Annotated in this window: 23 protein-coding genes and 1 rRNA gene; 16 read left to right on the top strand and 8 right to left on the bottom strand. The window is 41.9% G+C overall.

The window, feature by feature from the left end; translation table 11 throughout:
• The first annotated feature begins 47 nt into the window (after positions 1-47).
• From pepQ to hemG (A9267_RS07560), 4 genes are all read left to right on the top strand, one after another.
• Positions 48-1,370 (top strand): Xaa-Pro dipeptidase, encoded by a 1,323-nt coding sequence (gene pepQ, locus A9267_RS07575; RefSeq protein ID WP_065108798.1) that lies wholly within the window; start codon positions 48-50, stop codon positions 1,368-1,370.
• Positions 1,363-1,977: a YigZ family protein gene (locus tag A9267_RS07570; protein WP_065108797.1), complete on the top strand. Its 615-nt coding sequence runs from the start codon at positions 1,363-1,365 to the stop codon at positions 1,975-1,977. The genes pepQ and A9267_RS07570 overlap by 8 nt, the downstream gene beginning before the upstream one ends.
• 94 nt (positions 1,978-2,071) lie before the next feature.
• Positions 2,072-3,529 (top strand): TrkH family potassium uptake protein, encoded by a 1,458-nt coding sequence (locus tag A9267_RS07565; RefSeq protein ID WP_055025491.1) that lies wholly within the window; start codon positions 2,072-2,074, stop codon positions 3,527-3,529.
• Between the two features lie 28 nt (positions 3,530-3,557).
• On the top strand, positions 3,558-4,100 hold the full coding sequence (gene hemG / locus A9267_RS07560; RefSeq protein ID WP_065108796.1) for a menaquinone-dependent protoporphyrinogen IX dehydrogenase: 543 nt from the start codon (positions 3,558-3,560) through the stop codon (positions 4,098-4,100).
• A 32-nt stretch (positions 4,101-4,132) separates the two neighbouring features.
• Here hemG (A9267_RS07560) and A9267_RS07555 read toward each other — a convergent pair whose 3' ends face one another.
• Complete coding sequence (locus A9267_RS07555) at positions 4,133-4,441, bottom strand: ArsR/SmtB family transcription factor (RefSeq protein WP_055025493.1); 309 nt, start codon at positions 4,439-4,441, stop codon at positions 4,133-4,135.
• Positions 4,442-4,630: 189 nt separating this feature from the next.
• On the opposite strand from A9267_RS07555, the gene hemG (A9267_RS07550) reads away from it, so the two are divergent.
• Positions 4,631-5,185, top strand: a complete 555-nt coding sequence (gene hemG, locus A9267_RS07550; protein WP_065108795.1) for a menaquinone-dependent protoporphyrinogen IX dehydrogenase — start codon at positions 4,631-4,633, stop codon at positions 5,183-5,185.
• A 431-nt stretch (positions 5,186-5,616) separates the two neighbouring features.
• Here hemG (A9267_RS07550) and A9267_RS07545 read toward each other — a convergent pair whose 3' ends face one another.
• Genes A9267_RS07545 through def form a run of 5 tightly spaced genes read right to left on the bottom strand, consistent with a single transcriptional unit; the run spans position 5,617 to position 11,284 of the window.
• Complete coding sequence (locus A9267_RS07545; RefSeq protein WP_065108794.1) at positions 5,617-7,059, bottom strand: TrkH family potassium uptake protein; 1,443 nt, start codon at positions 7,057-7,059, stop codon at positions 5,617-5,619.
• 6 nt (positions 7,060-7,065) lie between these two features.
• Complete coding sequence (gene trkA, locus A9267_RS07540; RefSeq protein WP_055025496.1) at positions 7,066-8,475, bottom strand: Trk system potassium transporter TrkA; 1,410 nt, start codon at positions 8,473-8,475, stop codon at positions 7,066-7,068.
• A gap of 30 nt (positions 8,476-8,505) precedes the next feature.
• The gene (gene rsmB, locus A9267_RS07535) at positions 8,506-9,789 is read right to left on the bottom strand and encodes a 16S rRNA (cytosine(967)-C(5))-methyltransferase RsmB (protein ID WP_065108793.1); all 1,284 of its coding nucleotides are present in this window, start codon (positions 9,787-9,789) and stop codon (positions 8,506-8,508) included.
• Complete coding sequence (gene fmt / locus A9267_RS07530; protein ID WP_065108792.1) at positions 9,789-10,763, bottom strand: methionyl-tRNA formyltransferase; 975 nt, start codon at positions 10,761-10,763, stop codon at positions 9,789-9,791. The genes rsmB and fmt overlap by 1 nt, the downstream gene beginning before the upstream one ends.
• Before the next feature lie 8 nt (positions 10,764-10,771).
• Positions 10,772-11,284 carry a peptide deformylase gene (gene def, locus A9267_RS07525; protein WP_055025499.1) on the bottom strand — a complete coding sequence of 171 codons (513 nt, stop codon included), beginning with the start codon at positions 11,282-11,284 and terminating at the stop codon, positions 10,772-10,774.
• 135 nt (positions 11,285-11,419) lie between these two features.
• On the opposite strand from def, the gene A9267_RS07520 reads away from it, so the two are divergent.
• The 6 genes from A9267_RS07520 to hemF all read left to right on the top strand — a co-directional run bounded on the left by A9267_RS07520 (position 11,420) and on the right by hemF (position 16,429).
• Positions 11,420-12,514: a LysM peptidoglycan-binding domain-containing protein gene (locus tag A9267_RS07520; protein WP_055025500.1), complete on the top strand. Its 1,095-nt coding sequence runs from the start codon at positions 11,420-11,422 to the stop codon at positions 12,512-12,514.
• 84 nt (positions 12,515-12,598) lie between these two features.
• Positions 12,599-13,612 (top strand): DNA-processing protein DprA, encoded by a 1,014-nt coding sequence (gene dprA / locus A9267_RS07515; protein WP_065108791.1) that lies wholly within the window; start codon positions 12,599-12,601, stop codon positions 13,610-13,612.
• Between the two features lie 2 nt (positions 13,613-13,614).
• Positions 13,615-14,088, top strand: coding sequence for a DUF494 family protein (locus A9267_RS07510; RefSeq protein WP_055025502.1), 474 nt, complete (start codon positions 13,615-13,617; stop codon positions 14,086-14,088).
• 150 nt (positions 14,089-14,238) lie between these two features.
• Positions 14,239-14,802, top strand: coding sequence for a DNA topoisomerase family protein (locus tag A9267_RS07505; RefSeq protein WP_065108790.1), 564 nt, complete (start codon positions 14,239-14,241; stop codon positions 14,800-14,802).
• A 129-nt stretch (positions 14,803-14,931) separates the two neighbouring features.
• A complete protein-coding gene (locus tag A9267_RS07500; protein WP_065108789.1) occupies positions 14,932-15,498 on the top strand; it encodes an L-threonylcarbamoyladenylate synthase in 567 nt (188 codons plus the stop codon).
• A 10-nt stretch (positions 15,499-15,508) separates the two neighbouring features.
• Positions 15,509-16,429, top strand: a complete 921-nt coding sequence (hemF, locus tag A9267_RS07495; protein WP_065108788.1) for an oxygen-dependent coproporphyrinogen oxidase — start codon at positions 15,509-15,511, stop codon at positions 16,427-16,429.
• On the opposite strand, the gene A9267_RS07490 is transcribed toward hemF, so the two are convergent.
• Positions 16,426-16,863 (bottom strand): group II truncated hemoglobin, encoded by a 438-nt coding sequence (locus A9267_RS07490; protein ID WP_065108787.1) that lies wholly within the window; start codon positions 16,861-16,863, stop codon positions 16,426-16,428. The genes hemF and A9267_RS07490 overlap by 4 nt on opposite strands.
• 195 nt (positions 16,864-17,058) lie before the next feature.
• Here A9267_RS07490 and A9267_RS07485 point away from each other — a divergent pair, with 195 nt between their 5' ends.
• Genes A9267_RS07485 through A9267_RS07470 form a run of 4 tightly spaced genes read left to right on the top strand, consistent with a single transcriptional unit; the run spans position 17,059 to position 20,834 of the window.
• The gene (locus tag A9267_RS07485) at positions 17,059-18,453 is read left to right on the top strand and encodes an amidohydrolase (protein WP_065108786.1); all 1,395 of its coding nucleotides are present in this window, start codon (positions 17,059-17,061) and stop codon (positions 18,451-18,453) included.
• 47 nt (positions 18,454-18,500) lie between these two features.
• The gene (locus tag A9267_RS07480) at positions 18,501-19,700 is read left to right on the top strand and encodes an amidohydrolase family protein (RefSeq protein WP_065108838.1); all 1,200 of its coding nucleotides are present in this window, start codon (positions 18,501-18,503) and stop codon (positions 19,698-19,700) included.
• A 46-nt stretch (positions 19,701-19,746) separates the two neighbouring features.
• Positions 19,747-20,562, top strand: coding sequence for a shikimate dehydrogenase (gene aroE / locus A9267_RS07475; RefSeq protein WP_065108785.1), 816 nt, complete (start codon positions 19,747-19,749; stop codon positions 20,560-20,562).
• 11 nt (positions 20,563-20,573) lie between these two features.
• On the top strand, positions 20,574-20,834 hold the full coding sequence (locus A9267_RS07470; protein WP_065108784.1) for a DUF1488 domain-containing protein: 261 nt from the start codon (positions 20,574-20,576) through the stop codon (positions 20,832-20,834).
• Between the two features lie 21 nt (positions 20,835-20,855).
• Here A9267_RS07470 and A9267_RS07465 read toward each other — a convergent pair whose 3' ends face one another.
• Positions 20,856-21,407 carry a gamma carbonic anhydrase family protein gene (locus tag A9267_RS07465; protein ID WP_055025510.1) on the bottom strand — a complete coding sequence of 184 codons (552 nt, stop codon included), beginning with the start codon at positions 21,405-21,407 and terminating at the stop codon, positions 20,856-20,858.
• 581 nt (positions 21,408-21,988) lie between these two features.
• Here A9267_RS07465 and A9267_RS07460 point away from each other — a divergent pair.
• A 16S ribosomal RNA gene (locus A9267_RS07460) occupies positions 21,989-22,183 on the top strand; the annotation flags it as partial.

Here is a 22,183-nt window from a genome sequence, read left to right as displayed (position 1 = left end):
TTCACAAGTTGTCAAACAAGAAAAATAACATCACAGGGATAGCCAAAATGGATCAGCTAGCTAATTTTTATCATGCTCACATTGCAGAATTAAATCGTCGGGTTGCCGAGATTGTTAGTCGCGAAAATCTCGCGGGGTTAGTGATACATTCTGGCCAAGCTCATCGTCAGTTTTTAGATGACTTAAGCTACCCGTTTAAAGTGAACCCACAATTTAAGGCTTGGGTGCCCATTTTAGATAATCCTAACTGTTGGATTGTGGCCAATGGCATAGATAAACCAACGCTGATTTTTTATCGCCCCGTTGATTTTTGGCACAAAGTGAGTGACGAGCCGACTGATTTTTGGGCAGAGCATTTTGATATTAAATTATTAACCAAAGCCGATAGGGTTGCTGAGTTATTGCCAAACAATATTGCTGACTGGGCCTATTTAGGCGAGCATCTTGATGTAGCTGAAGTGTTGGGGATGAGTCGTCGTAATCCTGATTCTGTACTTAATTATCTGCATTACCACCGAGCCGATAAAACCCAGTATGAATTGGAGTGTTTACGCCGTGCTAACCAGATTGCAGTAAAAGGGCATTTAGCGGCAAAAAATGCTTTTTATAATGGCGGTAGTGAGTTTGAAATCCAGCAGCAATATTTGTCTGCGATTGGCCAAACTGAAAATGAAGTGCCTTATAGCAATATTGTCGCGCTAAACCAAAATGCTGCGATTTTGCATTACACTGCGCTTGAGCATCAAATTCCATCGCCTCGTTTGTCTTTTTTAATTGATGCGGGTGCTAACTATAATGGTTATGCGTCAGATATTACGCGTACTTATTCATTTGAGAAAAACCGTTTTTACGAATTGATAGTAGAAATGAATAAGATGCAGCTAGCCATTGTCGATATGATGAAGCCGGGTGTTAAGTACACCGACCTTCATTTAACCACACATGCCAAATTAGCTGAATTAATGCTGCAATTTGATATTGCATCGGGTGATGCTCAAGGTCTTGTGGAACAAGGCATAACTAATGTGTTTTTCCCTCATGGGTTGGGGCATATGTTAGGGCTTCAAGTTCATGATATGGGTGGCTTTTCCCATGATGAGCGTGGCACTCATATTCCTACTCCCGAAGGCCATCCATTTTTGCGTTGTACTCGTGAGATTGCAGCGAACCAAGTATTCACCATTGAACCTGGGATCTACATTATTGATTCATTATTGGCGGAGCTAAAAAACGATCAACGCCATACACAAGTAAATTGGAATACGATTGATGAATTGCGACCATTCGGCGGTATTCGAATTGAAGATAATGTTATTGTTCACCAAGACCGTAATGAAAATATGACTCGAGAGCTTGGACTGGTTGACTGAACAATACTTAATTCCCAATCAAACATTAACGATTGAAGAAGATATAAAGCATAGCCGTTTCATTACTGTACTATTTCATTGCAGTAGTGAAATAGCGCTTAAGTGTGCACTTACTAACCTCAAGGCGCAATACCCTGGTGCTAACCATTATTGTTATGCGTATGTGGCAGCTGATCCTTCTAACAGCATTGCTATTGGCAGTAGTGATGACGGTGAACCTGCAGGCAGTGCTGGTAGACCTATGTTAGCAACGCTTCAAGGTTCAGATATTGGTGAAATAGGCGTGGTTGTTATTCGGTATTTTGGTGGAACCAAGCTAGGTGTTGGTGGATTGGTTAGAGCTTATTCTTCCGGCATTAAATCGGGGTTAACCCAGCTAACTACCGAAACCAAATACATTCGTTACCGGTCATCATTAATCTGCAGTTACTCGCAACTCAATAATATTGAATACCTGATAAATCAATTTGATGGGGTTATCATCAATAAATCATTTTTGGCAGAGATTGAAATTGAGTTTGAAATCGCCAAAGTTTTTCATCAAGAGTTTAATCGCGAATTAGCGACACAAACCCAAGGCCAGCTTAAAGCAAAGTTTAACGTTTGATGGGGCTAAAAAGTATGCCAGAATATAACGTTACCAGCAGAATAATAAGTGCAATTAAGAACCAATACTATGCAAACTAGTGCAAAAGTAATCCATGCAATATAAAACAATTATTAGAATAACCGGCCTATTGATGGGATTATTTTCTATCACTATGTTGCCGCCAGCATTGGTTGCCATTCTTTATAAAGATGGTGGCGGTACTGCTTTTATTCAGGCATTTTGCGTGAGTTTATTTCTCGGGTTTTTATTGTGGTACCCCAACCGCAGACAAAAAGGGGATTTACGTACTCGTGAAGGCTTTTTGATTGTTGTGATGTTTTGGACGGTACTGGGATCAATTGGGGCGCTGCCCTTTATATTTTCAACCGAACCTAATCTTAGTTGGACTGATAGCTTCTTTGAGTCTTTTTCTGCGCTAACAACAACAGGGGCCACCGTGATTGTGGGGCTTGATGACTTGCCTAAAGCCATTTTATTCTACCGGCACCTACTACAATGGATGGGCGGCATGGGTATCATCGTACTGGCTGTCGCGATTTTGCCTTTACTCGGAATTGGTGGGATGCAGCTGTATAAAGCTGAAATTCCAGGCCCTGTAAAAGACAGTAAAATGAAACCCAGAATTGCAGAAACAGCTAAAGCATTATGGTACATCTACCTGCTGCTTACTGTTGCTTGTGCAACAGCATTTTATTTTGCTGGTATGGGGGCGTTTGATGCCATTTGTCATTCATTTTCGACCATTGCGATTGGCGGATTCTCAACTCACGATGCCAGTATTGGCTACTTTGATAGCCCATTAATTAACGTAATTTGTGCTGTTTTCTTATTGATTGCTGCAGTGAACTTTAGTTTGCACTTTGCCGCTTTTAGCTGGCGAGGGATCAATTTTAAAGTTTATTTTCGAGATGCTGAGTTTAAAGCGTTAATTGGTATTCAGCTGACACTAACAGCAATTTGTTTTGCTACTTTATATAGCTCTGGCATTTATGACACGCCAGAACAAACCTTAGATTATGCCTTCTTCCAAGTGGTGTCTATCTCGACCACTGCAGGGTTTGGCACTGAGAGCTTTCATTCCTGGCCTTTATTTCTGCCTATCTTATTAATCTTCTCAAGCTTTATTGGCGGATGTGCTGGTTCTACTGGTGGCGGGATGAAAGTCATTCGTTTTGTTTTATTGTTGCTTCAGGGCTCTCGTGAAATGAAGCGCTTAATCCACCCAAAGGCAATGTATTCAATTCGAATAGGAAAGTCAGCATTACCTGATAGGGTTGTCGATGCGGTGTGGGGATTCTTTTCTGCTTATGCGTTGGTGTTTGTTATTTGTATGGTGTTATTGATGGCAATGGATATGGATGCCATTACTGCATTTAGTGCAACGGCAGCGAGTATCAATAATTTGGGACCTGGTTTGGGGGATGTGGCGAGTAACTATGCGAGTGTTACCGATGGCGCTAAATGGGTATTGGTTTTAGCAATGCTATTTGGGCGGCTGGAAGTGTTTACTTTACTGGTCTTATTTACGCCTACATTCTGGAAGAACTAGGTTTACCACATCAATGACAGGGAAAAACATGTCGAACTATCTGATAATCTATTCCACTGTGGACGGTCAAACTCACGCTATTTGTGAAGCGATCAAGGCAGTTGTCGTTAATGCTGAGGAACAGGTTGAACTTGTATCATTAGCTCAAGCCAATGAACTTTCTCAGTCTGGCAGACTCGCTGATTTTGACAAGATATTGATTGGGGCGAGTATTCGTTATGGTAAGCATCGCCCGCAATTATTTGAATTTATTACCCAGTATCAAACCGAACTTGAGCGAGCTAAAAGTGGCTTTTTCACGGTCAATGTTGTGGCGCGTAAATCTGAAAAAAATACCCCTGACACCAATCCTTATATGCAAAAATTCCTAACGCTTACCAAATGGCAGCCTAAGTTGTTAGGGGTATTTGCTGGGAAAATCGATTACCCTAAATACCGCACTATCGATAGAGTTATGATCCGGTTCATCATGTGGATGACCAAAGGCCCCACAGATACCTCTGGCACCTATGAATTTACGGATTGGAATAAGGTCGATGAGTTCGCAAAAGGCTTTTTAGCACTCAAGTAAGCGTGCCGAAATAGCCTGCATTGTGAGTTGTGTTATTTGGCGCAATACAAGCGGTGTAAAATGGAAATCACCTCAGTAACTTCAGCGTTTTTTAGAGTGTAATAGACATTTTGAGAGCTTTTGCGTGTGTTGACTAAGTCTTGAGCCCTAATGACGGCTAAATGCTGTGATAAGGCTGATTGGCTTAGTGGCACGGTTTCATTAAGCTCTGTCACGCTTAACTCTTTATCCAGCAACAAACACAAAATCATTAAACGATATGGATTGGCAATTGCTTTAAGCCATTTAGCTGCCATCTCGGCATTGCCTAGCATTGAATCTACATCAATATTTTCAGACATTTATCTACCTGCTACTCACATATGTTTTTGTAAAATGGATACACCATTAGCATCATACTGCTGGCTAACCGAGATCTCAATTTTATCATTCAATTATATGAGACGTTTCTAATTTGTGATCAAAGAGCACGATTGAATCGCCTTTTTTTGCCACAATAATATTCCAATAGAGCAACAATCGGTGTGCAAATGGCAAAAACATTAGTGATTTATTACTCAAGAGGCGGGCATACAGCCCAAATCAGTCGCGCGATAGCTGAGCAAATTGTTCTGAGTGGTCATCAGTGCGATGTCGTTAATATTCTTGATAATAATCATGCTGATATTGATTGGAATAGCTATGATGCAATCGCACTTGGTGCTTGTGTGCTTTATGGTTCATATCATAAGTCGGTATTTGAATTTGTTAATCGTTATCAAACTGAGCTAAGTAGCAAGCCGAACAGTTTTTTCTGTGTAAACGTAGTGGCGCGCAAGCCTGAAAAACGCATTCCTGAAAACAACAAATACCTACAAAAGTTCATGGAACTTTCACCTTGGAAACCACAAGATGTGAAAATCATCCCTGGTAAAGTCAATTACCCTTCATGGACTTGGTACGACAGTTTGGCGATTCGTCTAATCATGAAGATGACCGATGGACCAACCGATCCGACAAGTGTGATTGATTATACAGATTGGGATGATGTCAAAGTCTATGGTGACCATATTGTCAGTTTGATTGCTAGCGAGGCGGTCAGTTAACTTTGAGTCATGAAACTCTAAAGCCTTAATGAAAATTAAGGCTTTTTTATTGGCTTTATACTAATCTGTCGCGCCAAAACTCAGGAGCGAATAACACGGCAACTGTGACTTTAAAGTCTCAATAAAGATTAAGTTTTTTTATTGGGCTTTATACTAATCAGTCGCGCCAAACTCAGGAGCGAATAACACGGCAACCGTGACTTAAAGCCTCAATAAAGATTAAGTTTTTTTATTGGCTTTATACTAATCAGTCGCGCCAAACTCAGGAGCGAATAACACGGCAACCGTGACTTTAAAGCCTCAATAAATATTAAGTTTTTTTATTGGCTTTATACTAATCAGTAGCGCCAAAAATCAGGAGCGAATAACACGGCAACCGTGACTCAAAGTCTTAATGGAGACTAAGTTGTTTTTATTGGCTTCTATATTAATCAGTAGCGCCAAAACTTAGGGGCGAATAACACTGCTACCGTGATAATTTCTAAACGGCCTAAAAGCATGCCAAATGCTAATGCCCACTTAGCGATATCTGGTAGGCTTGAAAAGTTACCCGCAGGCCCAATAACAGGGCCAAGGCCTGGGCCGACATTAGTGACTGCTGTGATTGCGCCTGTAATACTGGTTACAGCATCTAACCCTGAAAGCACTAATGTAATCGCTAATAAGAGTATTACCAGAAAAAACAACATTATAAATGCCATAATAGAGCGAATAATATCGTTATCTATGGTGCGTTTGTTATAGCGTTTTTTAATGACTGCTTGAGGATGAAACTGCTGTGTAAGCTGTTGATACATTACTTTAAGAGAGATTTGAAAGCGAAATATTTTTATTCCGCCCGAGGTGGAGCCTGAGCAACTACCGACAAACATTAAAAACAAAAAAGTTAAACTGGCAACGGCGCCCCAAGCTTGGTAATCAGTTAACCCATAACCCGTTGTGGTGACCACTGAAACCACATTAAAGCTGGCTAATCTTAATGCATCTAAATAAGGCATATCGGCGCTAAACCAAAGCCAAGTACCTAAGCTAACAGAAACAAAGCTAATAAATTTAAGGAACCCTTTTACTTGTTCATCATCCCAAATTTTCATCGACTTTTGTTGTAGGGATTGAACAAACATTAGTAAAGGCAACCCCCCAGCCGCCATAAAGACCACCGCAATCCAGTGCGCGGAAGCTGAAAATGAAGACATCGAACTATCTGATGTGGAATAGCCGCCAGTAGAAAGCGTTGTCATGGCATGGTTAATGGCTTCAAACCAGTGCATTCCTGATGTGTGATATGCCATTGCACATATAATGGTGAGCACAAGGTAAACCTTGAATAGGTGTTTTGCCATGTGTTGAGTACGAGGAGTCGCTTTATCGCCCCAGTCTGATGATTCAGTGCGAAATAATCGCATACCACCGACATTTAAAAACGGCAAAATGGCCACAGCCATAACAATAAAGCCTATCCCCCCAAGCCACTGCAAGAGCGAACGCCAAATTAAAATGCTGTGGTCCATGTCATCAAGACCGGATAATACGGTTGAGCCAGTAGTGGTGATACCTGACATGGTTTCAAAAAAGGCATCGGTATAGTTTATGCCGTGATAAAGAGTAAAAGGTAAGGCGGCAAACAAACTGACAATTAACCATGTGACTGTGGTTAAAAAGAACATATCACGAATGTTGAGGTTGATTTTTCTACTGTGGCCACTTTGAATACATAAAATGGCAATTAGGCCAGTAAATAACCCGGACATCATAAAGTCGCCGATGGTTTCTTCATGATAAAACAATGCAAAAGCCATTGGCACCAGCATAAAGCCGGTGAGAATCGACAGGAATATGCCAACAACAAAGAGTAGCGGCTTAATATTCAGCATAGGCTGTTAAAAGAAAAACGCACTCGGTTGGAATAGCTTTTCTACATCGCCAATGAATTTTTTATTCACTAAGAATAAAATCACATGATCTCCTTCTTCAATGATGGTTTTATCGTGGCCCATGATCACTTCATCATTACGCACAATTGCGCCAATGGTCGTTCCGGGTGGCAGTTTGATATCGCTGATTTGCTTGCCGACAACTTTAGATGTTGATGAGTTACCATGAGCAATTGCTTCAATTGCTTCTGCAGCACCACGGCGTAATGAATACACATTACAAATGTCGCCTTGACGAATATGGGTTAGTAAGGCTGAAATGGTGGTTTGTTGTGGCGAGATGGCAATATCGATATTCGCTTCTTGAACGATATCAACATAGGCTTCACGCTGAATAAGCACCATGACTTTTTTGGCGCCCATTCGTTTTGCTAATAGTGCCGACATGATATTGGCTTCATCATCATTGGTGACGGCAATAAACACATCGGTTTGATCAATATGTTCTTCAAGGAGTAGCTCTTGATCAGAGGCATCACCATTGAATACTGTGCAGTTTTCAAGTTTCTCGGATAAGCTTTCTGCTCGCTCTAAACTGTGTTCAATCAGTTTTACCGAATGATTTTTTTGTAAACGTTTAGCTAGGCCTAAACCAATATTACCGCCACCAGCAATCATGATGTTGCGGTAAGAGTTATCCAGCTTTTGCATTTCGCTCATCACGGCACGGACATGTCGAGTGTCGGCGACAAAAAACACTTCGTCATCGGCTTCGATAATCGTGGTGCCTCGTGGCATGATCGCTTTGCCTTTACGGAAAATAGCCGCTACTCGGGTATCAATATTCGGCATGTGTTCGCGTAAAGCTGCAAGGGCATTCCCCACTAACGGGCCGCCGTAATAGGCTTTTACGGCAACTAAGCTAAGCTTACCTTTCGCAAACTCAAGGACTTGTAGCGCTCCAGGGTACTGAACCAAACGTTCAATATAAGCTGTGACGAGTTGCTCTGGTGCAATCAGTTCATCAATGACAAATCCACCACGTGTTTTGGTATCACTGCCTTTAACTTCGGTATTAATGAAGAGCTTTTCTTGAAGGTCTAAATAGGCTTCTGAGCGGATACGAGCGATTTTAGTGGGGGTACCAAATAAGCTGTAAGCAATATGACAAGCTGCCATATTGCATTCATCACTATTGGTCACAGCAATGAGCATATCAGCATCTTCTGCGCCGGCCTTTTTCAAAGTGCTCGGGTGAGCACCGTGGCCAATAACCGTTTGTAAGTCGAACTTATCTTGTAAATATTTAACTCGAGTACGGTCATTATCAACAAGGGTAATATCGTTATTCTCACCGACAAGGTTTTCGGCTAGGGTACCGCCGACTTGTCCTGCGCCTAAAATAATAATCTTCATTACTGTGCTGGTATCCCTGCTATAACACGCTTAAATCGCTTTAATCAAACGGGCGTAATAAAAACCGTCCATATTGTTTTGTCCTGGTAAAATCTGCCAGCCGATATCATCTGCAGATGGCTGTTGTGCAATCGGATCAAGCGTTGCATCTGGTGTACGTTGTAAAAACTGTTCTATTTGCTGACGATTTTCTTGAGGCAAGATAGAGCAGGTGGCATACAGCATGGTGCCGCCAGGTTTTAACCACTTCCAACAATGATCAATAATCTGTTGCTGTAATAGTGCTAATTCTTCAATATCTGCATTTTTACGTAGCCACTTAATATCAGGATGACGACGGATAACCCCTGTTGCTGAGCAAGGGGCATCTAATAAAATGCGATCAAATTTCTCACCTGACCACCAACTGTCAATATCTGCAGCATCACCATGAATAACTTGCGCTTTTAATTGCAGTCTGTCTAGATTTTGTTGCACTCGCTCGAGACGTTTTGCGTCAAAGTCGACGGCAACCATAGAAATACTTGGTTCGCACTCTAGGGTATGACAGGTTTTACCGCCAGGGGCTGCACAAGCATCAAGAATGAGCTCATTGGCTTTTGGTGCGAGTAAGGTTGCTGCCCACTGTGCTGCGCCGTCTTGCACCGATGCAGCGCCATCAGCAAAGTTCGGTAGTTGCATGACATCTTTTGGACTTGCTAGCAAAATGGCGTCATCACTATCACCTGCTGTTGCTTCAATATCTTGCTCTGCTAATCGTGCTAAATATTCTTCACGAGCTTGAGATAATTGGTTATTACGAAGCCACATAGGTGGGCGTTGGTGGCTTTGCTCAATAATATCCGCCCAATTATCTGGGTAGGCACTTTTAAGGCGCTTAATAAACCACGCTGGCGTGTTGTATTTTRATGTGTCGTTATCTGTATTTAAGGGTGCCTCTTTACGCTGAATATTACGTAACACGCCATTAATGACTTTGACCAGACCATCAAACTTCATTTGACGACAGGCTTCTGCGGTTTCTGAAATGGCTGCATGAGCAGGAATACGAGTAAAGTAAAGCTGGTAACAACCAACCAATAACAGCTGGTGCAATACACGTTGTTTTCCCTTAAAGGGTTTACTTAAGCAGTCACTAACACATTTATCTAGCTGAGGAAGTTGGCGCATTACGCCATAACAAAGTTCTGCCAATAAGGCTTTATCTTTGCCATTTTGTAAATGCTGCTGTTGCTCTGGTAGGGCAACCGATAGTGAAATGCCTTTTTCTAGTACGTTAAAAATGGCTTTTGCCGCTAGCGCTCTCACATTCATTATTGTGCAGCCTCTGTTTTATCTTCAGGACAAATAAAGCAAGTGCCTTGGCTAAACCAATCAGCACGAGAATTTAAAATGTCCGCGACAGGCATTTGTTTTTTCCCAGGTAGTTGCATGACTTGTAGTTGCAGACATCCTTCACCTGTGGCGACGGTAATACCTTGTTTAGTGCTATCGATAATGGTGCCAGGTTCTGCAGAAACGTTATCAAGTGTATATTGAGCCTGCCAAACTTTTATCGTATTGCCTTGATGAGTGAAGTGGCTTGCTGGCCAAGGGTTAAAAGCACGAATTTCTTGCCATAATTGTTTGGCGGGTTTACGCCAATCAATCTGCGCTTCTTCTTTTGATAGCTTTTCTGCGTAATTAGCGAATGCTTCATCTTGTTTCTCAGCGCTAATCGAACCATCACTGATACCGACTAAAGCTTGAACTAAGGCTTGAGGACCTTGCTCTGCAAGTTTGCTGTATAAAGTGGCTGAAGTGTCAGTGTCTTCGATTGGTAGCGAAGTTTTTAATAACATGTCACCCGTATCTAAGCCGATGTCCATCTGCATAATCGTGACACCTGTTTCTGTGTCACCTGCCCACAAAGCTCGTTGAATAGGTGCTGCACCACGCCAACGAGGTAGGATGGAGCCATGAACGTTAATACAACCTAGTTTAGGCGTATCTAATACTATCTTGGGTAAGATCAAACCATAAGCAACCACGACCATGATATCGGCGTTAAGCGACGCTAATTCTGCTTGAGCGTCTTCTTTACGTAATGATGCTGGTTGAAAAACAGGAATGTTGTTAGCTACGGCAAGCTGTTTTACAGGACTTGCTTGTAACTTTTTCCCTCGCCCAGCAGGTCTGTCCGGTTGAGAATAGACTGCAATGACATTATGCTCAGAATTAATGAGTGCTTGCAGATGCAATGCGGCAAAGTCTGGCGTACCAGCAAAGATAATATTTAACGGTTTCAAATGGAGTCCTATGCTTCTTTAGCTGCTAAACGCGCTTCTTTTTCAAGCTTTTTCTTAATGCGATCACGTTTCATTTTAGACAAGTAATCTACAAATAGTTTGCCTTGTAAGTGATCCATTTCATGTTGCAGACAAATAGCGAACAGGTCATCAGCTTCAACAGTGAACTCTTCACCGTGACGATCTAATGCTTTTAATGTTACAAATTCAGCACGGTCAACTTTGGCGTAAACACCAGGTACCGATAAACAGCCTTCTTCATTCGTAAAGTCGCCGCTTTTCGCTACGATTTCAGGATTAATGAAAATGGTTGGGCGTTCAACATCGTCTTGTAAATCCATCACAATTAATTGCTGGTGGAAATCAACTTGGGTTGCTGCTAAACCAATGCCTTTTTCTTCGTACATTGTTTCAAGCATGTTATCTATTTGAGTCTGTAGAGCGTCACCAAAATCGGTGACAGGCTTGGCTACAGTGCGTAATCTTTCATCTGGAAAACGTAAAACTTTTAATAATGGCATATATAAACTCTTAACAAGTCTGTCAAATTTCAGCCAGTTAGCTATACTGGCTAAGTTAATGGGTTAATTTTAATCCTTACTGACCATCAATAACAGCAAAAGCTCTAATAAAGAGCTAAACACATGGAATGAACCATGAAACGGATATTTTTACTCGCGTTTTTGTTACTTAGTACACTGTTTGTTAATGCAGATACATTAACATTAAAATCTGGGCACCCCGATTCTTACATCGTTAAGAAAGGTGACACTCTTTGGGATATCTCGGCATTTTTCCTAGAGGACCCTTGGCGCTGGCCTAAATTATGGGGCGCTAACCCGCAGATTGCTAACCCACATCTTATTTATCCTGGTGATCGACTGACCCTTGTCTTTATCGATGGTCAACCTCGCTTGGTACATAAACAGCATATCAAAAAAGGTCCAGAAGGGCGTATTAGTTCAAAAGGTGGCCCGATCCCTGCGATTGACCTTTCGCTCATTCAACCTTATTTGGTACAAAACCGCGTTGTCGATCCTGAGTGGTTTGAAGGCTTACCAATGATTTTAGGTGGTGAGAGTCCATCTCGTCATCATGTGATGAATGATATTGTATATATCAATGCGAATTTACCATTAGGGCAAAAGTTAGCAGTGTATCAAGAGGGGCGTGAGTTTCTTGATAAGGAAACCAGTGATACTTTGGGCCAAGAAATCATTTTAACGGCAAGTGGCCGTGTGACTGAGTCCGGCGACATTTCTAAGGTTCAACTGTTAAGTAATTGGCGTGAATCAAAAGCTGGCTTTAAAGTTGCGCCTGTAGAAGATGAAGCCTTGATGTCTGCTTATTTCATTCCTAAGGCTGCGCCAGAAGGCGTACCAGCAAATGTCATTGCTATAGAAAAGGACATTCGTGAAGTTGGTAAGTTGGATATTGTTTACTTAGACAAAGGTGAGCAAGACAATATTGAAACAGGTCATGTGTTTGCGATATATCGAAATGGTGAGCAAATCGTCATTAATGGTGATGGTGTTCCTGTTCCAACGTTAGATCGCACTGCTTATGATAGCTTAAAAGCGAAGATTTCAGATGATGAAGTCTTCACTATGCCTGACGTATACCACGGTAAATTAATGGTATTTAAAGTGTTTGAAAAAACCAGTATGGGAATTGTTATTGCTAACGAGCATCCTGTAAGAGTGGACGACAAGTTAATTACACCAAAAACAACGGATTTACGAGGCGAATAAATCTCTGAAAAGCTGGTCGATTGGCTAGTTGTTTGTGCAGTATCCGGGCTAGGACCCGCTCGGATTCAACAATTATTAACTCAAATGGATGTTGAGGAATTAAGACAACGTTTAGAGTTCGAAAAGCAGTCTTTGCCGCTATCGGCAAAGCTGCTTTCACAATGTCAGATAGATTTTGATAAAGTTGATGCCGCGCTGGATTGGCAGCAACAATCCTCCAACCACCATATCCTGTGCCTTTCCGATCCGGAATATCCTGCATTACTGAAGCAAATCTCAGATCCTCCCTCAGTGCTTTTTGTGAAAGGTCAGTTAGAAAGTTTGCTGTTGCCATCTATTGGCATGGTTGGCAGTCGAAATGCATCAGTAGGTGGATTAAACATTGCCAATGCACTTGCTGGTGAGCTTGTAAGTCTAGGCTTTTCTATTACAAGCGGTATGGCAACAGGGATTGATGGCGCCGCTCATAAAGCGGCGCTAGGGCATCAAGGCGTAACGGTGGCTGTATTGGGCACTGGGGTAGAATGCATTTACCCCAAAAGGCACAGTAATCTGTATCACCAAATACAAGACTCTGGTTGTGTAATAAGTGAGTATTGGCCAAATATAGGTCCGTTTGCAGGAAACTTTCCTAAACGTAATCGAATTATTAGTGGTTTATCATTAGGGTCGATTGTGGTTGAGGCAACGCGTAAAAGTGGCTCACTTATTACCGCTAGGCTGGCGATGGAGCAGAACCGAGAAGTGTTTGCTGTACCAGGCTCAGTGGCTGGTGGATACAGTCAAGGTTGTCATGATTTGTTAAAGAATGGGGCTAAATTGGTTGAATGTGCGGCGGATGTTGTTGAAGAATTGTCCACAATGATCAGCTTTCACCTTGAAGATGTCGCTAATCGTCACCATATAGAAGATAATACAACAAATTTGCCATTTTCTACGCTGTTAGCTAGTGTAGGTTATGAGACTACCAGTTTAGATTCGGTAGTTGAGCATAGCGGGAAGTCGATAGATCTGGTGTTAGTTGAAATGCTTGAACTTGAATTGCAGGGCTGGGTTGCGCAAGTGCCTGGTGGTTACGTCAGACTAGAGAGGAGATAACCATGTTTGATATCCTCATGTATCTTTTTGAGAACTATGTTCACAGTGAAGTTGAGCTATTAGTTGACGAAGATGAACTTACCAAAGAGCTAACTCGAGCAGGGTTCCATCAGGCTGATATTTTAAAAGCCTTATCGTGGTTAGAACGTTTAGCTGATTTGCAAGAAAGCGATAAGCCTTACTTGTGTAATCATGCTCAACAGTCATTTCGTATATACACAAAAGATGAAATGGCAAAACTGGATGTTGAAAGCCGAGGCTTTTTATTGTTCTTAGAACAAATCCAAGTATTGAGTGTTGAGACTCGTGAGATGGTGATTGACCGAGTGATGGCGCTTGATGAAACGAGCTTGATTTTAGAAGATTTAAAATGGGTTGTTCTGATGGTGCTATTTAATGTGCCAGGGAATGAATCCGCTTATGAGCAAATGGAAGATCTTATTTTTGAGCAGCCAGATGGCCGATTACACTCTTAAATAGTCGATTGTTTTGACCAAGTGATGAAAAGGGAGGCATAGCCTCCTTTTTTGATCTTGATATTTGCTACACTAGTCTTGAGAGTTATTTATATCATAGCCTTATGACCGCAGTTTTCTATTGCAGTTATGGTTTGAGTTGAGAGCGACATGTCTAAAATTGATCAACAATTATTTACTGTGCATGAACATGCTTTAGAAAAAGAGTTTGAACTCTGCCCTAAGTGTGGCTGCGAATTATCAGTTAAAAACAGTAAACATGGTGGTTTTGTTGGTTGTAATAATTACCCGACATGTGATTTAACTCGACCATTAGTGCAACATGAATCTATTGAAACTCAGGTCATCGAAGGTTCAGAATGCCCAGAGTGTGGCTGTGAACTTGCTGTCAAATCAGGTCGATTCGGGATTTTTATCGGTTGTACTAATTACCCTGAGTGTAAACATATCGAAAAACATGATCATGATGCAGAAGCGGAAGTGATTAGCTGTCCTCATTGTAAAAAAGGTCACTTAGAGTCTCGAACAAGTCGTTATGGTAAAACCTTCTTTGCTTGTAATACGTACCCTAAATGCAAATACCTAGTGAACTATCCGCCTCATAATGAAACCTGTCCAGAGTGTGACTTTGGAATACTTGTTGAGCGCAAAGGCGCCGCAGGTAGCCGATTAGAATGCCCACAAAAAAGTTGTAAATATAAACGGCCTATATAACGGTGGGATGTCTATTTTGGGTTTGCCATAAGTAAACTCGTTGCTTCACCATAATCGTATATCAGCAATTGTTCATATCTGCAGAGTCTGTATAATTTGTCTTTAATTTATATAGGTTAAAGGTTTTTTATGCAGCTGTTGAACGCATCTGAAGTCGCTGAAGTGTATGCCCAAGGTGGGGTGATTGCCTATCCAACAGAAGCTGTTTACGGCTTAGGTTGTGATCCTGATAATCTTAATGCCATTCAAAAGCTCCTCGATATTAAACAGCGTCCTTGGCAAAAAGGCTTGATTCTGGTTGCCAGTGACTTTCAACAGTTAGCACCTTATATCGATGAGTCACAGTTAACCACTGCCCAACTTGAGTTTGCTTTCAGTAAATGGCCTGGGCCATTTACCTTTGTGATGCCAATAAAGCCAGGCGTTAGTAAATTACTTTGCGGTCAATTTGATTCCATTGCTGTTCGTGTTTCTTCGCACCCAGTAGTCAGAGCCTTATGCGATACCGTTAACAAGCCTTTTGTATCAAGCAGTGCCAATATTGCAGGTCATGATCCTGCGATGTCAGCGGCTGAAATTGAGCATACTTTCTCTAACGATATTACAGCGCTGGTCGTGGGTGAATTAGGTTCACAACGCCAGCCTTCGACAATTATTGATGCCCGTAGTGGTAAAATATTACGTAATGGACAATAAGGATTTTGATATGGCACTACCTGATGCCTCAGTAGTAAAACATTATTTATTATCACTTCAAGCAAGCATTTGTGAAGGCCTTGAAACCTTGGATGGTAAAGCAACTTTTCAAGCCGAGTCATGGGAGCGTGCTGAAGGCGGTGGCGGCACCAGTAGAGTATTAACTAAAGGTAAAGTGTTTGAGCAAGCTGGAGTAAACTTCTCTCATGTTATGGGAGCGGCCATGCCTGCTTCAGCGACAGCACATCGCCCAGAGTTAGCTGGACGCAGTTTTGAGGCCATGGGGGTATCGTTAGTCATTCACCCTAATAACCCGTTTATTCCGACGACGCATGCTAATGTACGTTTCTTTATTGCCCATAAAGAAGGTGCCGATCCTGTTTGGTGGTTTGGTGGCGGATTTGATTTAACACCATATTACCCATTTGAAGAAGATGTGGTTTCTTGGCATCAAGCAGCGGCAGATATCTGCGCACCATTTGGTGAAGATGTCTATCCAAAATATAAGAAATGGTGTGACGAGTACTTTTTCTTACCACACCGAAATGAAACTCGCGGTGTTGGCGGATTATTTTTTGATGATCTAAACGAGCCTGGCTTTGAAAAGAGCTTTGACTTTATGCAAGCGGTAGGCAGTGGTTTCTTAACGGCTTATGCGCCTATTGTCGAGCGAAATAAAGAACTTGAATATAACGATGATGAACGCCAGTTTCAGCTATACCGCCGTGGGCGCTATGTTGAGTTCAATTTAGTTTATGACCGAGGTACCTTGTTTGGTTTGCAAACTGGTGGTCGCACCGAATCGATATTGATGTCGATGCCACCACTGGTGCGCTGGGAGTATGGCTTTACGCCAGAAGAAGATTCGCAAGAGGCTGAGCTGTACGAACGCTACCTTAAACCACAAGATTGGTTACAACTCGAACGTTAATCTTTATTACGCATGTTGTTAGCTAGAGTTGAAATAGCCTGAAATATCACTTGTTGATGTTCAGGCTTTTTTATTGCCTTGATAATGGCTTGTTCCATACAGGTAAGCCATTGTTCAACCATCGCTTGATCAATGGCAAACGGCATGTGCCTTGCTCTTAACGCTGGGTGCCCGTATTTTTGTTGATATAACTGAGGTCCGCCTAACCAGCCGCTGAGAAACTCATATAGTTTTTGTTCTGAATCAGCAATAGGCGCGCGATGGATGCTCAGCAATGACTGAGTATCTGGTCGTTGCTGCATTTGTTGATAAAAATAATGGGCAATCAAGCGGATTGTTTTTTCGCCGCCAATAAGATCGTAGGCATTCGACTGCGATGGATCTCTATCATCAGCTTGAGGTTTGCTGGCAAAAAGTTTTTTAAACCAATTCATTATTAAGCTTTGCTAAGTAAAGTAGTTTTGGATTATAGCGGGATTTCCTACCTGACAGTATGTATGAATGATTCGAAAAGTAACACTTTGTTAATGTTTTGCTACAAATCTTATCAAGCATTGGCTGTATTTCCCTGCTTAACCTCGTTAAATTATACCGTGTCGGTTAATAACAATAATAACAGGGAGTAAAACATGTCCAAATTTGCGCCGTCCTTGACGGTCATTGCAGTGTCAGTTGCTTTACTTGGGTGTAATCAAACCCAAAAGCAAGATCCTCAAGTCACGATTAACAAAAATCCATACCCAAGCACATATCAAGCCTTGCCCCGCAGTGCCACGTTACTCACTAATGCGACAGTATTAACAGGTAAAGGCGAAAAGCTTGAACAAGCAAATGTATTAATGGTGGATGGTAAGATTAAAGCTGTTGGTACTAACATTGCCGATGAGTTAGTTGCTGGCGCAACTGTTATTGATGCAACCGATATGTGGATTACCCCAGGTATTATTGATGTGCATTCACATTTAGGGGTATACCCAAGCCCAAGTGCCGACGCTCATAGTGATGGCAATGAGGTGACTAATCCTAATACTGCAGAAGTTTGGGCTGAGCACAGCGTTTGGCCGCAAGACCCTGCCTTTAACCGTGCTCGGGAAGGCGGTGTGACCACGCTTCAGATTTTACCCGGCTCAGCGAACTTAATTGGTGGTCGTGGGGTGACACTTAAAAACACGCCATCTACCACGATGCAAGGAATGAAGTTTCCTGATGCTCCTTATGGTTTAAAAATGGCTTGTGGCGAAAACCCTAAAGGCGCGTACGGCAGAAAGCAAACTGTTGCACCAATGACGCGTATGGGCAATATGGCTGGTTACCGCCAAGCCTTTATTGAGGCGACTGAATATAAGCTAGCATGGGATAAATACGAAGCCGATTATGCTGCAGGTTTAAACCCTAAAGCCCCTGAACGTGATTTAACTTATGACACGTTAAAAGGCGTATTAGAAGGAGAAATCCTAATCCATAACCATTGTTATAAAGCAGAAGAAATGGCAATGATGGTGGATTTAGGTAAAGAATTTAACTACCACTCAGGTACATTCCATCATGCAATTGAAGGTTACAAGATTGCCGATTTACTGGCAGAGAATGGTAACTGTGCTGCGATGTGGCCTGATTGGTGGGGCTTTAAAATGGAAGCTAACGACATGATCGTTGAAAACGTTGCCATGGTCGATGCTGTCAAAAATTCGTGTGCGGTAGTGCACTCTGACTCAAGCACCACTATTCAACGTCTTAATCAAGAGACAGCGAAAATCATGTATAGCGCCAATCAGCATGGTTTCAATTTAACAGAAGAGCATGTTATTAGCTGGATCACCTCAAATGCGGCTAAATCATTAGGAATTGCAGATAAAACCGGCTCACTGGAAGCGGGCAAAAATGCCGATGTTGTCATTTGGAATGGCAACCCATTCAGTGTTTACGCTCAAGCCGATAAAGTATTTATCGATGGCGCTAAGGTATTTGACCGTCAAGATGATGCGTACCGTGCAAAAAGTGACTTTATGCTAGGCCAACAATAAGGAGCAAGATATTGAAACATTTTAATTATTCACTCGTTGCTATCTCAATGCTTGCTGGATTACTGCCTGCGTTAGTACAAGCCGATACCCTTGCCGTGACTAACGCCAAGATTTACACCTCAACTGAGCAGGGGGTGCTTAGCAATGCCTCTGTCATTATAGAAGATGGTAAAATCATCCAGTTAAACCCAGATGTGGTAAATGCAGATACTATTATCGATGCCAACGGCGGTATTTTAACCCCTGGCTTTATTGGAGCGATGAACCCGCTTGGTTTAGTCGAAGTGGGTCAGGAAAAAATGACCCGAGACACTAATGACAAAGCGGCTGACATGACGTTTGATCCAAGTTTAGCGTTTAACCCTAAAAGTGTTGCAATTCCATTCGCCCGAAAAGGTGGTATAACACGTAATATCGTTGCTCCAGGTGGCGGTGAAACCATATTCTCCGGGCAAACAATTGAAGTCACTCTCACCGGTGAGTGGGACAGTGTTGTCGCTACTGAACAGGCCTTGTTTGTGTCATTAGGCGCAAAACACGAAGGCTCTCGTATCATTGGTATGCAGAATCTGATTAATAAATTAGAAGAAGGTCAGAAAGCGCTCGCTAAATCTGATAAAGACGCCGATAAAACTCCAAGCAAAGAAGCGTTAATCATCAATGCAGTGTTAAGTGGTGACAAACCTGTTATTGCTTATACCGATCGCGGTAGTGATATTTTGCAGCTGATTAAACTCAAGCAGCGTTTTAATATCGATTTAGTGTTACTGCAAGCAGCTGACGCTGTTTTACTTGCAGATGAAATTGCTAAAGCCAAAATCCCTGTGGTTATGGATGCAATGCGAAACTTACCTGAAAGTTTTGATTCTTTGCATAATTCACTGGATAACGCTGGCAAATTGAGTAAAGCTGGCGTCAAAGTCGTGTTAGCCACTCCGGGTGATGCTCACAATAACTATGCATTACGTTACAGTGCAGGTAATGCGGTTGCTAATGGCATGAGTTACGATGATGCTATGGCAGCGATAACCAGTAATGTTGCAGATACATTCCACTTAGAAGCGGGGCGTATTGCTGTCGGTATGCCTGCTGACATGGTGCTTTGGAGCGGCGATCCGTTTGAATACAGTAGCCATATTGAAAAAATGTGGATTGGCGGTGAAGAGCAAAGTACTGAAAGCCGTCAAGATGTATTGCGTGATCGCTATATGACAAAATCCTCAATGCCACAAGCTTATACTAAGTAGTGGTACATGAGATAAACCAAACGAGTTAATGAAAGAGAGAATATTAATGATCGATAAGTATGCTGTATTTGGCAATCCAATCGCACAAAGTAAGTCGCCATTTATACATACTGAGTTTGCAAAACAAACTCAGCAAGCAATTAGCTATCAAGCCATTCTTGCACCTGCCGATCAATTCTCTCAATCATTAATGGCTTTTTTTGCTAATGGCGGTAAAGGTGCGAATGTTACCGCACCTTTTAAAGAGCAAGCTTATGCTGCTTGTGATGAATTAAGTGAGTTAGCCAAACTTGCAGGTGCAGTCAATACACTCATCTATTTACCCAGCGGCAAAATACGAGGCGATAATACAGATGGGGTTGGGTTAGTGACTGATGTTATTCAGCACTTTGGTGATATTGCCAATAAGCAGGTTTTGCTTGTCGGTGCAGGTGGCGCAGCGAGAGGTTGCATAAAGCCTTTATTACAAGCAGGTGTCAGATTAACGATATGTAACCGTACATATAGTAAAGCTCAAAAACTAGCAGACTTATTTAATCAGTTTGGAGATGTTAATGCTAAATCGATTGAAGAGTTAGCCACATCCTTTGATCTAATTATTAATTCAACTTCAGCGGGACTCGCCGGAGAGCTAATCAAGTTACCGTCATGCATTATAGACTCTAACACTCAATGCTATGACATGTCTTATGGTGCTGAGGTGACGCTCTTTAATCAATGGGCGCTATCTCAAGGTGCAAATGAAGTAGCAGATGGTCTCGGTATGTTAGTTGGACAAGCTGCACATAGTTTTAATATTTGGCGCGGCGTGATGCCATCGACTCAAGCTGTGCATCAAGTTTTGCGGACTCAATTATCATAAGGCTGATAACGATGAATCAAAGTATCCTCTTTACTGATATTGTTGACTGGCACGATGCACAACAGAAATTATCACTTGTGGCACAGGTACAAGGTATGAATGTTACTTGTATGATTAAGGCTGAAACCATTGAGAAACTGGCAGCAATAAAGATTGAAAATAGCCAGCAAGCGCTTGCTGCTTTCGAGCAAATCAGATTCGACATTGAAGATTTAGCAGAAGAGCTCATCGAATCTGAAGCATTCGATGAGCAAGGTATGATTCAACTATAATGAAATGAACATTGAATCTGTTTAACTCGATTGTTGTAAATCGACCAAGTATTCATTTTTCAATCTGACATAGTTATCTGCTGACTGTGGTAAGAATGCCAATTCTTTTTCAGTTAATGGGCGTACCTGCTTACAAGGACTGCCAACATATAAAAAGCCACTTTGTAATACTTTACCTGGTGGAACTAATGACCCAGCACCTAATATCACATCATCCTCAATGATGGCTCCATCAAGAATAATAGCGCCCATTCCTACCAGCACACGGTTTCCAACAGTACAGCCATGAAGCATTGCTTTATGACCAATAGTGACATCATCACCTATTAACAGTGGATTACCTTCCGGGTTTGTTGGTGATTTTCGCGTTACATGTAAAACACTGCCATCTTGAACATTACTACGCTTACCTATTTTAATTATATTCACATCACCACGCGCGGCGACCATTGGCCAAATACTCGCATCATGATCGAGTGTAATATCGCCAACGATAACTGCTGCACTATCTATATAGACATTATCTGCCAATTTAGGGTGGATTCCTTGGTAAGAACGAATTGAGCTAAACATATAAAAATCCCTAATAAATGTAATTAGCTTAAGTATAAGGGCTAAAAGGCCATGTTTGCTGCTAAAAAAGCATAAAAAATAGCTGATTAGTTTAAATTCTCAGCAAGCGAACAGTAAAAGTGAATAATCTTTAAAAAAGCCCTTGCGCTGATTCAGAATCTCCCTATAATGCGCATCCACTGACACGGCGACAGGCCAACAGGCTCAACGTATCAGGGTTAATTGGAACGGTTTTTAAACCTACTAATTAACGGGCAGAAAAGAGTTTTTAAATTAGTTTAAAAAACGCTTGACGCCAACAACGGGAAGTGTAGAATACGCCTCCTCAAGCCAACGACCTAGCGTCTTACGGCGATATCTGAAAAATTGATATCACGCTCTTTAACAATCAAACAAGTAAATCTGTGTGGACACTCACAGGTGTTGAGTTAATCGAAATTGTCACTTAGGTGGCAATCAAAATTATTATCAATGTAACGATGAGTGTTCATAGCAATATGTAACAAACAGGATGTAGATTCTTCCGAGTCTGCATAATGTAATCAGAATTCATTGAGCCGAGACCTAGTCTCAAAAAACTTTAATTGAAGAGTTTGATCATGGCTCAGATTGAACGCTGGCGGCAGGCCTAACACATGCAAGTCGAGCGGTAACAGAAAGTAGCTTGCTACTTTGCTGACGAGCGGCGGACGGGTGAGTAATGCCTAGGGATCTGCCCAGTCGAGGGGGATAACAGTTGGAAACGACTGCTAATACCGCATACGCCCTACGGGGGA

Source organism: Shewanella sp. UCD-FRSSP16_17 (assembly GCF_001675935.1).
GTDB classification, from domain to species: domain Bacteria; phylum Pseudomonadota; class Gammaproteobacteria; order Enterobacterales; family Shewanellaceae; genus Shewanella; species Shewanella japonica.
This window is presented reverse-complemented; position numbering and strand designations above follow the sequence as displayed.

Coding starts and splice junctions, on each gene's coding strand:
- A9267_RS07490 (WP_065108787.1), bottom strand. CDS start 16,863: ATGAATTGGTTTAAAAAACTTTTTGCCAGCAAACCTCAAGCTGATGAT.
- trkA (WP_055025496.1), bottom strand. CDS start 8,475: ATGAAGATTATTATTTTAGGCGCAGGACAAGTCGGCGGTACCCTAGCC.
- A9267_RS07555 (WP_055025493.1), bottom strand. CDS start 4,441: ATGTCTGAAAATATTGATGTAGATTCAATGCTAGGCAATGCCGAGATG.
- A9267_RS07480 (WP_065108838.1), top strand. CDS start 18,501: ATGCTTGCTGGATTACTGCCTGCGTTAGTACAAGCCGATACCCTTGCC.
- A9267_RS07470 (WP_065108784.1), top strand. CDS start 20,574: ATGAATCAAAGTATCCTCTTTACTGATATTGTTGACTGGCACGATGCA.
- A9267_RS07565 (WP_055025491.1), top strand. CDS start 2,072: ATGCAATATAAAACAATTATTAGAATAACCGGCCTATTGATGGGATTA.
- A9267_RS07485 (WP_065108786.1), top strand. CDS start 17,059: ATGTCCAAATTTGCGCCGTCCTTGACGGTCATTGCAGTGTCAGTTGCT.
- hemG (WP_065108796.1), top strand. CDS start 3,558: ATGTCGAACTATCTGATAATCTATTCCACTGTGGACGGTCAAACTCAC.
- aroE (WP_065108785.1), top strand. CDS start 19,747: ATGATCGATAAGTATGCTGTATTTGGCAATCCAATCGCACAAAGTAAG.
- A9267_RS07505 (WP_065108790.1), top strand. CDS start 14,239: ATGTCTAAAATTGATCAACAATTATTTACTGTGCATGAACATGCTTTA.
- hemG (WP_065108795.1), top strand. CDS start 4,631: ATGGCAAAAACATTAGTGATTTATTACTCAAGAGGCGGGCATACAGCC.
- A9267_RS07500 (WP_065108789.1), top strand. CDS start 14,932: ATGCAGCTGTTGAACGCATCTGAAGTCGCTGAAGTGTATGCCCAAGGT.
- A9267_RS07545 (WP_065108794.1), bottom strand. CDS start 7,059: ATGCTGAATATTAAGCCGCTACTCTTTGTTGTTGGCATATTCCTGTCG.
- A9267_RS07520 (WP_055025500.1), top strand. CDS start 11,420: ATGAAACGGATATTTTTACTCGCGTTTTTGTTACTTAGTACACTGTTT.
- hemF (WP_065108788.1), top strand. CDS start 15,509: ATGGCACTACCTGATGCCTCAGTAGTAAAACATTATTTATTATCACTT.
- dprA (WP_065108791.1), top strand. CDS start 12,599: ATGGATGTTGAGGAATTAAGACAACGTTTAGAGTTCGAAAAGCAGTCT.
- def (WP_055025499.1), bottom strand. CDS start 11,284: ATGCCATTATTAAAAGTTTTACGTTTTCCAGATGAAAGATTACGCACT.
- A9267_RS07510 (WP_055025502.1), top strand. CDS start 13,615: ATGTTTGATATCCTCATGTATCTTTTTGAGAACTATGTTCACAGTGAA.
- A9267_RS07465 (WP_055025510.1), bottom strand. CDS start 21,407: ATGTTTAGCTCAATTCGTTCTTACCAAGGAATCCACCCTAAATTGGCA.
- pepQ (WP_065108798.1), top strand. CDS start 48: ATGGATCAGCTAGCTAATTTTTATCATGCTCACATTGCAGAATTAAAT.